This is a genomic window from Peptoclostridium sp. (assembly GCF_009881055.1).
Classification (GTDB): Bacteria; Bacillota; Clostridia; order Peptostreptococcales; family Peptostreptococcaceae; genus Peptoclostridium_A.
The window spans coordinates 16,121-30,413 of record NZ_WXFG01000017.1; the positions used below are offsets into that span (position 1 = coordinate 16,121).

At 44.0% G+C, this 14,293-nt stretch carries 14 protein-coding genes; 12 read left to right on the top strand and 2 right to left on the bottom strand.

All coding sequences use genetic code 11. The annotated features are described in order from the left end of the window. Nucleotides 1-4 precede the first annotated feature (4 nt). Nucleotides 5-799, bottom strand: a complete 795-nt coding sequence (locus tag GT589_RS03485; protein WP_293396087.1) for an RNA-guided endonuclease TnpB family protein — start codon at nt 797-799, stop codon at nt 5-7. 185 nt (nt 800-984) lie between these two features. On the opposite strand from GT589_RS03485, the gene tsaE reads away from it, so the two are divergent. Genes tsaE through tsaD form a run of 4 tightly spaced genes read left to right on the top strand, consistent with a single transcriptional unit; the run spans nt 985 to nt 3,627 of the window. Further along, complete coding sequence (tsaE, locus tag GT589_RS03490; protein ID WP_293396090.1) at nt 985-1,452, top strand: tRNA (adenosine(37)-N6)-threonylcarbamoyltransferase complex ATPase subunit type 1 TsaE; 468 nt, start codon at nt 985-987, stop codon at nt 1,450-1,452. Beyond that, nucleotides 1,449-2,159: a tRNA (adenosine(37)-N6)-threonylcarbamoyltransferase complex dimerization subunit type 1 TsaB gene (gene tsaB, locus GT589_RS03495; protein ID WP_293396093.1), complete on the top strand. Its 711-nt coding sequence runs from the start codon at nt 1,449-1,451 to the stop codon at nt 2,157-2,159. The genes tsaE and tsaB overlap by 4 nt, the downstream gene beginning before the upstream one ends. Next, nucleotides 2,152-2,598 (top strand): ribosomal protein S18-alanine N-acetyltransferase, encoded by a 447-nt coding sequence (gene rimI, locus GT589_RS03500; protein WP_293396096.1) that lies wholly within the window; start codon nt 2,152-2,154, stop codon nt 2,596-2,598. Before tsaB ends, rimI begins: the two co-directional genes overlap by 8 nt. Nucleotides 2,599-2,604: 6 nt before the next feature. Further along, nucleotides 2,605-3,627 (top strand): tRNA (adenosine(37)-N6)-threonylcarbamoyltransferase complex transferase subunit TsaD, encoded by a 1,023-nt coding sequence (tsaD, locus tag GT589_RS03505; protein WP_293396099.1) that lies wholly within the window; start codon nt 2,605-2,607, stop codon nt 3,625-3,627. A 25-nt stretch (nt 3,628-3,652) separates the two neighbouring features. Here tsaD and GT589_RS03510 read toward each other — a convergent pair whose 3' ends face one another. Further along, complete coding sequence (locus GT589_RS03510; RefSeq protein ID WP_293396102.1) at nt 3,653-5,569, bottom strand: ABC-F family ATP-binding cassette domain-containing protein; 1,917 nt, start codon at nt 5,567-5,569, stop codon at nt 3,653-3,655. Nucleotides 5,570-5,994: 425 nt separating this feature from the next. Here GT589_RS03510 and GT589_RS03515 point away from each other — a divergent pair, with 425 nt between their 5' ends. The 8 genes from GT589_RS03515 (at nt 5,995) to GT589_RS03550 (ending at nt 14,284) form a co-directional block, all read left to right on the top strand. Then, nucleotides 5,995-6,645 (top strand): redox-sensing transcriptional repressor Rex, encoded by a 651-nt coding sequence (locus GT589_RS03515; RefSeq protein ID WP_293396105.1) that lies wholly within the window; start codon nt 5,995-5,997, stop codon nt 6,643-6,645. A gap of 178 nt (nt 6,646-6,823) precedes the next feature. Then, a complete protein-coding gene (locus GT589_RS03520) occupies nt 6,824-7,336 on the top strand; it encodes a type 1 glutamine amidotransferase domain-containing protein (protein WP_293396108.1) in 513 nt (170 codons plus the stop codon). Nucleotides 7,337-7,354: 18 nt separating this feature from the next. Next, nucleotides 7,355-8,164, top strand: coding sequence for an ATP-binding protein (locus tag GT589_RS03525; RefSeq protein WP_293396111.1), 810 nt, complete (start codon nt 7,355-7,357; stop codon nt 8,162-8,164). 434 nt (nt 8,165-8,598) lie between these two features. Continuing rightward, nucleotides 8,599-9,945, top strand: coding sequence for an NADP-specific glutamate dehydrogenase (gdhA, locus tag GT589_RS03530; RefSeq protein WP_293396113.1), 1,347 nt, complete (start codon nt 8,599-8,601; stop codon nt 9,943-9,945). A gap of 176 nt (nt 9,946-10,121) precedes the next feature. Next, on the top strand, nt 10,122-10,481 hold the full coding sequence (locus GT589_RS03535; protein WP_293396115.1) for a response regulator: 360 nt from the start codon (nt 10,122-10,124) through the stop codon (nt 10,479-10,481). Nucleotides 10,482-10,545: 64 nt separating this feature from the next. Next, nucleotides 10,546-12,993, top strand: coding sequence for a heavy metal translocating P-type ATPase (locus tag GT589_RS03540; RefSeq protein ID WP_442952075.1), 2,448 nt, complete (start codon nt 10,546-10,548; stop codon nt 12,991-12,993). Between the two features lie 79 nt (nt 12,994-13,072). Beyond that, a complete protein-coding gene (locus GT589_RS03545; protein WP_293396120.1) occupies nt 13,073-13,288 on the top strand; it encodes a heavy-metal-associated domain-containing protein in 216 nt (71 codons plus the stop codon). A 117-nt stretch (nt 13,289-13,405) separates the two neighbouring features. Further along, nucleotides 13,406-14,284, top strand: a complete 879-nt coding sequence (locus GT589_RS03550; RefSeq protein ID WP_293396123.1) for a DNA-3-methyladenine glycosylase family protein — start codon at nt 13,406-13,408, stop codon at nt 14,282-14,284. Nucleotides 14,285-14,293 lie beyond the last annotated feature (9 nt).

The window sequence follows — 14,293 nt, forward strand, 5'->3', positions numbered from 1 at the left end:
AAGCTTAGAGGTGGACGGAGTTTTTGACTATCTCGGTAGAGATTTTGTGCAGGTAATCTGCTCTTGCACTAGCTATATGCTCATGTATTCTGGTAACCTTGACTCTTTGCTTGTGCCAGTTGTTTGAGAACTTGACACGCCTTGACAGTATGCGCTGTTCTCTTGCAAGCTTTGCTTCAAGCGTTCTGAAAAACTTGGGATTCTCGTATGTTGTGCCATCTGAAAGTATGGCGAAGTCTTTCAGCCCTACATCTATTCCGCATGAGGAATTCGACTTGGGCAGCTCTTGGACCTTTGCTTCAACTAGCAGAGACACGAAGTATTTGCCGGATGGGTTACGCCTTATAGTGGCACTTAGAATCCTGCCAGTTATTTCTTTAGACTTGGCAAATTTGATTATACCAAGCTTAGGCAGTTTGATTTTGTTGTCTGCTATAGCTATATTGACATTGGTGAATTTTGTAGTATACGACTGCACCTTGTTTCTTTTGGATTTGAAGCGTGGAGCGTCATTCTGCTTCTTGAAGAAACGGTCGAAAGCATCGCCAAGATTCTTCAGGGAAGATTGCAGTGCTATGCTGTCTACTTCCTTGAGCCACACAAGTTCTTTCTTGAGTTGGGTCATTTGCGCCGAGCAAGAATTATATGTCAAGCCCCTGCCTGTTTGTTTGTATTCACTGTTCCAAGCATTCAGGAAGTGGTTGAACACAAAGCGGCTACAGCCTATTGTTTTGGCTATCAGCTTTCTTTGCTTGCTATTCGGATATATGCGGAGCTTGTATGCTTTGTTAACTAGCATTGCTTTTCACCTCCTTGTGTGACATATAGGGCTGATTGCTGCTATTACTATCATATGTATACCCTGGAGCAGACACAAAAACACAACTTAAAAACATTAGGCGATTCATTCCCCACCTAAGAGGATGAGGGTATTCTCGCCCTAACATTGATAAAACTTGGAGAATCACCTTGAGGAGAATTGATATGAAAAAAATCCTTATGAAAAACGAACGGGAAACCACGGAACTGGGCTTCAGGCTCGGTTCGATCATAGACTTTCCTGCAATCGTGTGTCTGTCGGGAGATCTAGGAGCTGGCAAGACGACATTTGTGCAGGGATTTTCAAAGGGCCTGGGAGTCAGTGAGAACATAACAAGCCCGACGTTCACAATAGTCAATGAGTATAATGGAAGGCTGAAGCTTTACCACTTTGACGTATACAGAATTTCATCCTCGGACGAGATGTATGATATAGGTTTTGACGAATATATAAGTTCGGATGCCGTATGTATAATAGAGTGGGCAGAGATGATAGAGGATCTGCTCCAGGGAATCGAGAAGCTTTGGATAGAAATAAAGTATTCTGAAGGCTCAACCTTCAAGAGAGAACTCTTGATGAGGCCGGAGGGAGAAAAGTACGAGAAATTAGTCGAGGAGCTGTTTAAGGAATGAACATCATAGGCATAGACACATCTTCAGCGGTGGCCACTGTGGCGCTGATGAACGAGAGCAAGCTTATAGCTGAATACACTTTAAACCACAAAAAGAGCCATTCAACAAACCTCATGCCTATGCTCGATGAAATGCTAAAAGCGTGTGAAATTAAAACTAGTGACATTGACCTTATAGCAGTATGCAACGGCCCCGGCTCATTTACCGGAATAAGAATAGGAGTAGCGACTGCAAAGGCCTTGTCTCATGTGCTGAACGTGCCTATCGTTGCCGTAAACAGCCTTGAGGTTCTCGCATTCAACTCGGTCAGCTCATACAGCTATGTGATGCCCATAATGGACGCTCAAAGAGGCCAGGTATACTCCGCACTCTATAGGTGTGATGGCCAGGTAGTTGAGCTCGAGGGCATAGGAGTCAAAACAATGGAGGAAGTGCTAAGTCAGATTGAAGGCCTGGGCGAGCGAGTGATGGTGCTCGGGGAAGCTTCTGAGCTTTACAAGGATGAGATATCAAAGCTCAGCAACGCTGTAATCCCGCCTTGCAGCCAGCGCCTTGCAAGAGCCTCAAGCGTGTGCGAGCTTGCGGCTAAAAAGTACAGCTGCGGAGAGCTCAGCAATGGATTTGAGCTTAGGCCGGTTTATATAAGGAAATCCCAGGCTGAGGTGCAGTACGAGGAAAAAATGAAAAAGGCAGGCAGCAATGAGTAGCATATATGAAATAAGGGAAATGACAGCTGAGGACATAGATGGAGTATTTGAGGTGGAAAAGCTGTGTTTCAAGACTCCGTGGAGCAGGGACTCCTTTGAAAAGGAAATGGGAAACCAGCTTGCCTTTTACCTGATAGCTCAAAGCGGCGATGTAATAGCCGGCTACGGTGGAATATGGTTTATAGCAGGTGAAGGGCACATAACAAACATCGCGGTCCACCCGGATTTCAGAAGCAGGGGTCTGGGCCGGGCGATTGTCATGGGGCTCATAGAGGAGTCGATAAAGCGAGAAATCGAGGCCATGACTCTCGAGGTCAGAGCGTCTAACGACAAGGCCATTGGCCTTTATGAATCGCTCGGATTTAAGTCTGCGGGGGTAAGACCTGGCTACTACACCGACAGCAATGAGGATGCGCTTATAATGTGGAAGGAGCTATAAGAAAAGATGAAAAGTGTAATAACGCTTGCCATAGAGAGCAGCTGCGATGAAACTTCAGTGGCTGTTGTAAGGGACGGAAGGCAAGTTTTGTCTAACATAATATCAACCCAGATGGATGAACACAGGAAGTTTGGCGGAGTGGTGCCCGAGGTGGCATCCAGAAGACATATAGAAAACATACAGGGCGTAGTGCAGGAGTCGCTCGACGAGGCAGGAGTCAAATTCAGCGATATAGACATTGTTGGAGTGACATACGGAGCGGGCCTTGTGGGCGCTTTGCTCGTAGGCCTTTCTACTGCAAAGGCCATATCGTTTGCGCTTGGAGTGCCGCTTGTGGGTGTAAACCACATAGAGGGCCACATATGCGCCAACTTCATAGCACATAAGGAGCTGGAACCGCCATTTGCATGTCTTGTGGTTTCGGGAGGTCACACTCATATGGTTGAGGTCAGAGGCTATGGGGATTACAATGTACTGGGCATGACAAGGGATGATGCAGCCGGAGAGGCTTTCGACAAGCTGGCAAGGGCCATAGGTCTGGGATATCCTGGCGGCTCAAAGATAGACAGGGCAGCAAAACTCGGTGACAAGGAAGCCATTGATTTTCCAAGAGCTTACCTCGAAAAGGGCAGCTATGATTTCAGCTTCAGCGGCTTAAAGTCAGCTGCGCTCAACTACCTGAACAGCAAGAAGATGAAAAAAGAGGAGATATCTATAGAGGATGTTTCAGCCTCATACCAGGAGGCTATCATCGATGTGCTGGCGGAAAGAAGCATAAGGGCGTGCATTGAAAAAGGCTACAAGACACTTGCAATAGCAGGCGGTGTTGCAGCCAACTCTAGGCTCAGGGAGAGGCTTGAGGGCGATGCAAAAGCGCACGGAATACAGGTCAAATACCCTCCTATAGAGCTTTGCACTGACAACGCCGCAATGATAGGCTGCGCGGCATATTACGATTACATCGGCGGAAGGGTTTCGTCCCTTGATCTTAATGCAGTGCCTGGCCTCAGAATAGGAGAACGGGAATAAAAAAAACAGGCATAGCCTGTTTTTTTTATTCGGAAAGCTCCTCCCAGCGCTCGTAGAGGGACGCTAGTCTGCTTTCAAGACTTGATTTGCTCAAATGAATTTCTTTTGACTTTTCGGGATTGGAATAGATTTCCTCGCTACACATAAGTACATCCAGCTCGCCTATGCTCTCTTCGATGTCCATTATCTCCTCTTCGAGTGCCGCTCGCTCCTTTTCAACGCGCTTAGCCTCAACCTGTTTTTCTTTTTGCTTTTTTTTCTCATCGCGCAGCTGAGTCTTAGTCTTTTCAGGGGACTCCTCAGCGACGTTCATCTCCTCAAGCATTCGTTTCTTTTCATTATAGTAGTCGTAGTTGCCAAGGTACTCACTGTAACCGCCCTCCTCGAGGACTATTATCCTGTCGGCTATCTTGTTTAGGAAATACCGGTCATGTGATATTGCAAATATTGTGCCGTCATAGCCTAGCAGTGCATCCTCTAGTACCTCCTTGGAGTCGATGTCCAGGTGGTTCGTAGGCTCGTCAAGGAGCAGGAAATTGGATTTCGAGAGCATGAGCTTGAGCAGAGATACTCTGGCCTTTTCCCCTCCGCTCAGGGATGATATGGGTTTGAACACGTCGTCACCTTCAAAGAGGAATGCGCCAAGATATGTTCGCACCTGTGTCTGGGTCAGGCCTTCGTTCGAATCCCATATCTCGTCTATTACAGACTTGCTGCTGTCTATATTCTCCTGCTGCTGGTCGTAGTAGCCAAGGCTTACATTGGTGCCAAGTGAAAATTCACCTGAAAGGGCATTCTCCTTGCCGCAGAGTATTTTGAAAAGCGTGGACTTGCCCTTGCCGTTAGGGCCGATAAGGGCCACACGTTCGCCCCTGTAAATATCGAAGCTGAGCTTATCAAACAGAAGATTGCTTCCGTACGCCATTGACAGCTCCCTTGCATGGAGAACGTCTCTGCCGCTTTGGGCGGCTGCCTCAAAGTGCATTTTCGCTTTTTTGCTGTATATGAGAGGCTTTTCAGGTTCCTCGAGCTTTTCTATCACCTTTTCACGGCTTCTGGCCCTTTTGACGAATTTTTCATTTCCGTAGCCCTTGAGCCTCTGGGCTATTTCCTTTTGCCGCCTTATTTCAGATTGGGCTTCCTCGTACTGCTTTATTTCAAGCTCGCCCTCCTGAGCTTTTTTGCCTACATAATAGGAATAGTTGCCGCTGTATTTTTTGAGCATGGTGCCGGAAAGCTCGAATATACCGCTTACAGTCTGGTCCAGGAAATATCTGTCGTGGGATATTATAATTACGGTGCCAAAATACTGCTTTATGAATGTCTCAAGCCACTCTACGGCGTTTATGTCGAGGTGGTTTGTGGGCTCGTCCAGAAGCAGTATTTCGGGCTTTTTAAGCAGAAGCTTTGCCAGAAGAACTCTTGTCTTTTCGCCTCCGGAGAGTATGCTTACAGGCTTGTCAAATTCGTCATCGCTAAAGCCAAGACCCTTTAGTATGCCCTTTACCTCGGATTTGTAGCTGTAGCCGTTTTTCTTGTTGAATTCATCGAGCCTTGCGGAGTAGTCCTTCATAAGCATGTCGAGCCTGCTTGTATGTCCGTTTTTACCCTCTGCCGATATTTCATGTTCAAGCTCCCGGAGCGAAGCCTCCTCGGCCATGAGGGCTGAAAACACGCTGAGTGTTTCTTCGTATACCGTGCTTTCGGAATCGAACTCGGCTGTCTGCTCTAGATATCCAATGCTGTTTTGCTTTGATGCGAATATTTCACCGCTGTCGGGCTCATAAATTCCCGAGAGTATCCTAAATAGAGTCGATTTGCCGGAACCATTTATCCCGACAAGCCCTATGCGCTCGCCATCGTTGATGGAAAACGAAATATCCTTGAGTATAACATCTATGCCGAAGCTTTTGCTTATATTTTTGCAAGATAACACTATCATAAAATCACTCCCCAAAAGATAATTATAAGGTTAATGGCAGACATATTCAAGATGCGGTAATATCAAAATCGGAGACTTCCTTGGACATCTATCTAAATGAATCGCATTTGCCATAATATGGCATGAATTAATCGAAAAATTCAATGTCATATTGTTTTTATATAAAAGCGAAACATAAATTTTTATCAAAAATTGTTTTAAAAATAAAACAAAGTATGATATAATTTCATTTGCAGGTGTGCTTAAGACACAAAAAGAGGCACAAAAGCCATGTGTGATTGTTGAAAAACAAAAATTCATAAAAAAAATCAGATTTATAAATACTCACAATAAAGTGAATAAATCACAAATGCGATTGACAATTCACAAATTGTTTGTTACAATCATAACAAAGTTTAAAATTCAAAACGGAGTAGGTGAAATTCATGTCTAGAAAAATTTCAATGGCCGTTATCAGAAGACTACCGAAGTACCATAGATATCTTAGGGACCTTTTAGAGAAAGATGTAAATAGAATTTCGTCTAAAGAGCTTAGCAAGATCATAGGATTCACTGCTTCGCAGATAAGACAGGACCTTAATAATTTTGGTGGTTTCGGGCAGCAAGGGTACGGTTACAACGTAGAAGAGCTCTACAAGGAGATAAGCACAATACTTGGACTTGAAGAAGAGTACAACACAATAATTATTGGTGCCGGAAACCTCGGACAGGCCATAGCTAACTATGCGGGTTTCAGATCATCGGGATTCAGGATAAAAGCTCTTTTCGACATCAATCCAAGGCTTATAGGACTTAAGATAAGAGAGCTTGAGATATTCGACATAGAGGATATCAAAGAGTACGTGATAGCAAACAACATAAAAATCGCAGTTATTTGCATACCAAAGGATAAAGTTCAAAGCATAGCAAATGAACTAGCAGAAGCAGGGATAACTGGGATATGGAACTTTGCGCCGGTTGACCTTGACCTTCCAGATGACATAATAGTTGAAAATGTTCATCTTACTGAGAGCCTTTTTACGCTTTCATACCTTCTGAATGAAAAAAAACTCGGACATGAATTGCCGGAGGAATAATAAAAATCTGTCGCTACGACAGATTTTTTGCTTTTTTGAACAAAATCTGGACATATTTACTGCATATACCCTATTGTTTTAGGAAGAATGAATCAAAGAATGTGTTAATTAAAGAATTTATGGGTATATGAAATACTGTTTGGCAAGAATTGAATTTGGGATTTGGAGGTTTATAAAGATGCATGAAAAGAGGATTGGAATACTTGCGGAGGATGACTTTGAAGATCTCGAGCTGTATTATCCGTATTTCAGACTCATAGAGGCTGGCTGCAAGGCTGAAATAATCGGTTCCAGAGGCAAGGATTATTACAAAGGCAAGAAGGGGCTAAGCATAAAAAAAGATGTGGATATAGAAAATATAGCGCCACAGGATTATGACGGTGTAATAATACCGGGCGGATGGGCTCCCGACAGGCTAAGGCGCAGCGACAAGATATGCAACTTCGTCAGAGGAATACACGAGCAGGGAAAGCTTGTGGCTTCAATATGCCACGGGCCGTGGGTTCTTATATCTTCAAACATTGTAAAAGGCCATACGATGACAGCCACGCAGGCAATAAAGGATGATCTAGTCAATGCGGGTGCGCATTGGGTCGACAGGGCAGCCGTAAGGGATGGTAATATAATAACATCTAGAAATCCTCATGATCTTCCGGCGTTCATGAAGGAGATATTAAGCTTTATAGACTAATAAAGACAGGGAAATTTTATGAAAATATATGCATTAATAGGGCCGAGCGGAACGGGCAAGAGCTACAGGGCGCTCATGGTTGCCTACGAAAAAGGGATAGACTACATAATAGACGACGGGATACTCATACATAAGTCAAAGATACTTGCGGGTATCTCTGCCAAGAGGTCAAGAACAAGCATGGAGGCTGTAAAAAGAGCGATATTTGAATACGAGGAACAAAAGAGCGAAGTAATGCATGAGCTCGAAAGGCAAAAACCAAATAAGCTTCTTATAATAGGAACCTCAGAAAACATGATAAGCAAGATAATGGAGAGGCTCGGACTTGGATTTGAATATGAAAAGATATCAATATACGACGTGGCCTCCGAGCAGGAGATATACCAGGCAAAGACCACAAGAGCGTTGCAAGGTATACACACCGTCCCGCTTCCAACTTTCGAGTTGAAGAGCCATTTTTCGGGAATCATAAAAAATCCGGTGAAGCTTTTTTTTAAAACAAAGGACACAGATGAAGTGAAGGAATTTGAAAAGACGTTAATAAGGCCAACCTTCAGTTATCTCGGAAAATATTTTATATCCGAAAAGGCAATAATTCAAATGATCAAATATGAGCTTGAAAAATCGGATTTTGTGCGGAAGGTTTACAACATAAAAATACACAAGGCGCCGGATGGAATAGAGATTGAAGTTACGGTAGGTGTAGGCCTATGCAGGATGCATGTCGAAGCTGTTCTATTGCAGAGGAAGATCGCAGGCTCTGTTGAAGGAATGACGCTAATTAACGTTAAGGTTGTAGATGTCAGAATAATAAGGGTCTATTACTAGATAAAAAAATAACAGCAAAATACATGTATTGCTGCATGCATGGATTGTCTATTTATAGACAAAAAATATCAAAAAATGCCAGAAGGCACCGCTAGGTGAAACAGGTGCGATTATTCAGAATATTCAAAAAATAAATATTTATACAGCGCACCCGTGGATTATCGCGGATTTTAACATATGGCAAAGTGTGTGAAACATAATCAAGAATTAAAATGCGAAAATATACATAATTATAAGGTTTTTTAACTTGACACAAAAATATCAAATTTATGTTGTTTACATACAAAACACCCTATGTTATAATTTAATCAACACCAAGGAAAATGTTTTCTAGTGCTTTTATTGGATTTTGTTGGAAACCATGTGGAATGAGATTGTCTATTGTTCTACATGCAAAAAATAATAATATAATAATAGTAAGAGGAGATGTAAAGATGAGCTACGTTGAAAGCGTATTGGAAAAGGTAAAACAAAGAAATGCCAGTGAGCCCGAGTTCATTCAAGCTGTTGAAGAGGTACTAGCTACTCTGGGACCAATAGTTGAAAAGCACCCTGAGTGGGAAGCAGCTAATCTTCTTGAGAGATTCTGCGAGCCAGAAAGACAAATAATGTTCAAAGTGCCATGGGTTGACGATCAAGGCAAAGTTCAAGTTAACCGTGGATTCAGAGTACAATTTAATGGAGCTATAGGACCTTACAAAGGCGGCCTTAGATTCCATCCAACTGTATACCTAGGAATAATCAAGTTCCTTGGATTCGAGCAGATACTTAAGAACTCTCTAACTGGTCTTCCAATAGGTGGAGGTAAAGGTGGTTCTGACTTTGATGCAAGAGGAAAGTCTGACGCTGAAATAAGAAGATTCTGCGAAAGCTTCATGACTGAGCTGTACAGACATATAGGACCAGACGTTGACGTTCCAGCTGGAGACATCGGTGTTGGAGCGAGAGAAATAGGATACCTTTATGGTCATTACAGAAGAATAAGAGGAGCTTTTGAGAACGGAGTTCTTACAGGCAAAGGACTTTCTTACGGCGGAAGCTTAGTAAGACCAGAGGCTACTGGATTTGGCGTAACTTACTTCTGTAACGAAATGCTTAAGCATGAGGGAACGTCTTTCGAAGGCAAGACTGTTGTAGTTTCAGGCTTTGGAAACGTTGCTTGGGGAGCTTGCCAGAAGGTTAGAGATCTTGGCGGAAAAGTAATAACACTTTCAGGACCAGACGGATACATATACGATCCAGAAGGCGTTGTAACTGACGAGAAGATAAACTACCTTGTTGAAATGCTTAAAGAAAACAAAGGTGCAAGAGTTAAAGACTACGCTGACAAGTTCGGCTGCGAGTTCGTTGCTGGAGAGAAGCCATGGTCAGTTAAAGGTGATATCATAATGCCTTGTGCTATCCAAAACGACATAACTATAGAGCATGCCAAGATGATAGTTGCTAACGGAACTAAGTTTGTTGCAGAGGCTGCTAACATGCCTTGTACAAACGAAGCTGTTGAATACTTCCTTGCAAACGGCGTAATAGTAGGACCTGCTAAGGCTGCTAACGCTGGTGGAGTTGCTACTTCAGCTCTTGAAATGTCACAAAACAGCATGAGATACAACTGGACTGCTGAAGAAGTTGACGCTAAGCTACATCAAATAATGATAGACATACACAACAACGCTATGAAGGCTGCTGAAGAGTATGGATTCGGATACAACCTGGTTGCTGGTGCAAACATAGCTGGATTCCTTAAAGTTGCAGAAGCAATGATGGCTCAAGGTGTATATTAATAGCTAGAATATAAGTTTACAGAGAGGCTGCTCATAAGGCAGTCTCTTTTTTTCTGCAAAAAAGTTTAGAATATGACTGCTGAGGTATAAATATTATTGATGTTTAATTCAATTATTTGCCCGAATATAATAGCAGACTGTACAAAATAAACATACTTAAGCTAGAGGGAAGTGACATGATGAAAATACTTGTAGTAGACGACGCAGCTTTTATGAGGGAATTCATATCAGCAAACCTTTTAAAGGCCGGATTCGAGGTGGCTGGATACGCCTGTGACGGCAAGGAGGCTGTTGAGAAGTATGTGGAGCTAAGACCTGACATAGTCACGATGGATATCAATATGCCAAGAATGGACGGCATACAGGCTCTTGTCGAGATACTAAAGATTGACGAAACGGCCAAGATCATAATGATATCTGATATAGGACAGCACACCAAGATAATTGAGGCCATAAAAAAAGGCGCTCTGGATTTTATAGTCAAACCTGTGCATCCTCAAAAACTTATTCAGTCACTTGAAAAAGCAAGAAATTAGCTTGCTTTTTTTTATTTTTAGGCCTAAAATACCATTGGGGGGTATTTCGTGAATGCGGAGAGGGGTGGAATTATTGGCTAAAAAAGAGTTTAAAATTTCAGGCATGACCTGTGCTGCATGTGTTAGAGCAGTTGAGAAGGCAACGAAAAAATTAGAAGGTGTTACTAGTGTTGCGGTCAATATCTCGACAGAGAGTATGACGATTGATTACGATGAGAACAGAGTGTCTGTGGAAGATATAATGAGAGTAGTTGAAAGTAGCGGTTATAGTGCCGCTCTGAAGCAAGACATGAGAGAAGTGTCCATACCGATACGAGGTATGACGTGTGCGTCTTGTGTCAGGGCAGTGGAGAAAGCGATTCAGAAGCTCGACGGAGTGGTGGAAGTTAGCGTGAATCTAGCGACGGAAACCGCACAAGTTAAGTATGATGCGGACAAGGTCAGAATATCCAGTATCAAGACGGCTATAAAAAATGCCGGCTATGAGCCTCTTGAAATAAGTCTTGAGACGTCTGATGCAGATAGAGATGAAAAGGAAAGGCAGACGCGTGAAATGCTGCAGCGGGTGAGGGTGGCCATAGGCTGTGCTTTTCCGCTTTTATACATTGCAATGGGAAACATGTTTGGACTTCCGCTGCCTGGAGCAATAAATCCTGAAAGTCATCCTGCAAGCTTTGCGCTAGTACAGCTTGCGCTGCTTATACCAATAGTAATAGCCGGAAAGAAGTTTTACACGGTGGGGATGAGGGCTCTATTCAAAAAAAGTCCCAATATGGATTCGCTCGTAGCCATAGGCACGGGTGCAGCCATAATATATAGTATCTACTCCACGTATATGATAATGATGGGTGAGCACTACGTGCATGGGCTCTACTACGAATCGGCGGGCATAATAATAGCGCTTGTAATGCTTGGAAAATATCTAGAGACAAAGTCCCGAGGCAGGACATCTGAAGCCATAAAGAAACTTATGGGCCTGCAGCCAAAGACGGCACTTGTGGCAGCTGATGGCGACGAGATTGAAATACCCATAGAGGAAGTTGAACCTGGCGATATATTGATTGTAAAGCCGGGAGAGAGAATACCGGTGGACGGAGCCGTAGTTGAAGGATACACTTCCGTGGACGAGTCAATGATTACAGGTGAGAGCATACCGGTTGAGAAAGCAGCGGGCAGCAGCGTAACTGGAGGCACAATAAACAAAAACGGAACTATAAGATTCAGGGCTACCAGGGTAGGCAAGGATACTGCGCTTTCGCAGATAATAAGGCTTGTACAGCAGGCCCAAGGCTCAAAGGCACCGATTGCCAAGCTGGCTGACGTGGTTGCTGGATATTTCGTGCCTGCTGTAATGGTCATAGCTGCAGTTTCGGCGGTGCTCTGGTATTTGGCAGAAAGGGACAGCGTTTTTTCGCTTACAATATTCATATCGGTGCTTGTGATTGCTTGCCCGTGCGCCCTTGGGCTGGCAACACCTACAGCGATAATGGTAGGCACCGGCAAGGGCGCGGAAAACGGTATACTTATAAAGAGTGCCGAAGCACTTGAGAGTGCCCACAAGATTGATGCTGTTGTATTTGACAAGACGGGAACCATAACAATCGGAAAGCCGAAGGTGACGGACATACTGACCTACGGCGTTAGCGAAATTGAGTTCTTAAGGATTGTAGCGGCAGGGGAGAAGGTCTCGGAGCATCCTCTCTCTGAGGCAATACTGCAGCAAGCAAATGAGCTGCGAGTTCAAGTGCCGGAGGTCTCTGAATTCGAGGCTGTTCCGGGAAAGGGTATAAAATACACGCTTGACGGCAAAAGGGTTGGAGTCGGAAACGAGGCGCTCTTGTCTGAAATGGGCATTTCGTTTGAAAATGGCGACGATGCCAGGCTACTGGCGTCGCAGGGCAAGACAATCATAATAGGTGCTTTGGACGATAAGGTTATAGGCATGGCTGCAGTAGCCGACGTCATAAAGGATACAAGTCCAAATGCTGTTGAAACACTCAAGGAGATGGGTATAGAAGTAATAATGATAACGGGTGACAACGAAATTACAGCAAATGCCATAGCACAAAAGACTGGAATAGACAGGGTGTTTGCAGGAGTGCTGCCTGAAGGCAAGGCAAAGCGCATAGAGGAGCTCAAAAAAGAGGGGAAGACTGTGGCTATGGTTGGCGACGGCATAAACGACGCTCCCGCTCTGGCGGCGGCGGATGTTGGAATAGCCATAGGCTCTGGAACTGATGTGGCTATAGAGTCTGCAGACATAGTGCTTATAAAGGGAGACATAACTGACGTTGCAAGGGCGATCAACTTGAGCAGAAAGACAATAAGCAATGTAAAGCAGAACCTGTTCTGGGCGTTCATATACAACACTCTTGGAATCCCTGTGGCAGCAGGGGTGCTCCACATATGGGGCGGGCCGCTCCTTAGCCCTATGCTGGCAGGTGCGGCAATGGCTTTCAGCTCTGTGTCGGTAGTCACAAATGCCTTAAGGCTTAGGAAATTGAAGCTATAACATGCAGTTGCAAGGGTATTATAAAGACATAATATTTTATAATGCCAAGATATCAATATACTTGATAGGAGGAATTTTCATGAGAAAGCTTGTATATATAGAAGGAATGAGCTGCAGCCATTGCGTCAACAGAGTAAAGGGTGCCATTGGAGAGCTTGAAGGAGTGATAGCCGTCGATGTAAGCCTTGAGGAGAAAAGGGCTATTGTTCAGATGGAGAGAGAGGTTTCGGACGAGGCTATCAAGGCTGCAGTAGAGGAATGGGGCTACAGCGTCACAAGTATTGAAACCGCTTAACAACTTAGGTTGGCGAAATATAGCTTTACAAAAAATATTTTATGAATTAATGTTTAACTAAGCCCTTTGCAAATTGCGGAGGGCTTGATTTTACGCTCTTGGGAGGAATATCTTGATATGAAGATATATGAAGAAAAAAACAGAGTAATAGTCAGCGGCTTAGAGGATTTTGAGCCAAAGCACGTATTCGAATGCGGCCAGTGCTTCCGCTGGGACAAGGAGGAGGACGGCTCCTACACGGGAATAGCCCACTCGCGAGTGTTAAATGTAAAAAAGGAAGGCGACATAGTGATATTTGACAATACAAGCAGGGCTGACTTTGAGGGTATTTGGATGGACTATTTCGACATTGGGAGAGACTATTCCGCCATAAAGGACAGACTTAGAAAGTTGGATGAGCATCTTGAACGGTCGGTTGAATTCGGCTATGGCATAAGGCTGCTAAAGCAGGATGTTTGGGAAACCACAGTTTCGTTCATAATATCTGCAAACAACGCCATACCCAAGATAAAAAAGACAATAGAAACTCTCTCTTATCTTGCAAATGAAGAGGCTGTAGAATACAAAGGCAGAAAATTCTATGCTTTCCCAAGCCCCCTGACAATACAAAGGTTCCATGAAACCTGCGTGGACAACTGCAAGGCGGGATACAGAGCGCAGTACATAAAGGACAGCTGCAACATGATAATTAGAAAGGACGTGGACCTGGAAAGGCTCGATGAGCTTGATTCGCATGAGTGCAGAAAAGAGCTTATGAGGCTTCCGGGAGTGGGGCCGAAGGTTGCTGATTGCATAATGCTCTTTGCGCTTCAAAAATTTGATGCGTTCCCTGTTGATGTATGGGTAAAAAGGGTTATAAGCAGTCTGTATAGCCAGGAAGATATGAGTCTCAATAAAATGCGTGAATTTGCGCTGGACAGATTCGGGGAGCTTGCTGGTTTTGCGCAGCAGTATCTTTTTTATTATGCCAGGGAAAATGGAGTAGGCAGAAAGTAGGGGAGCTTT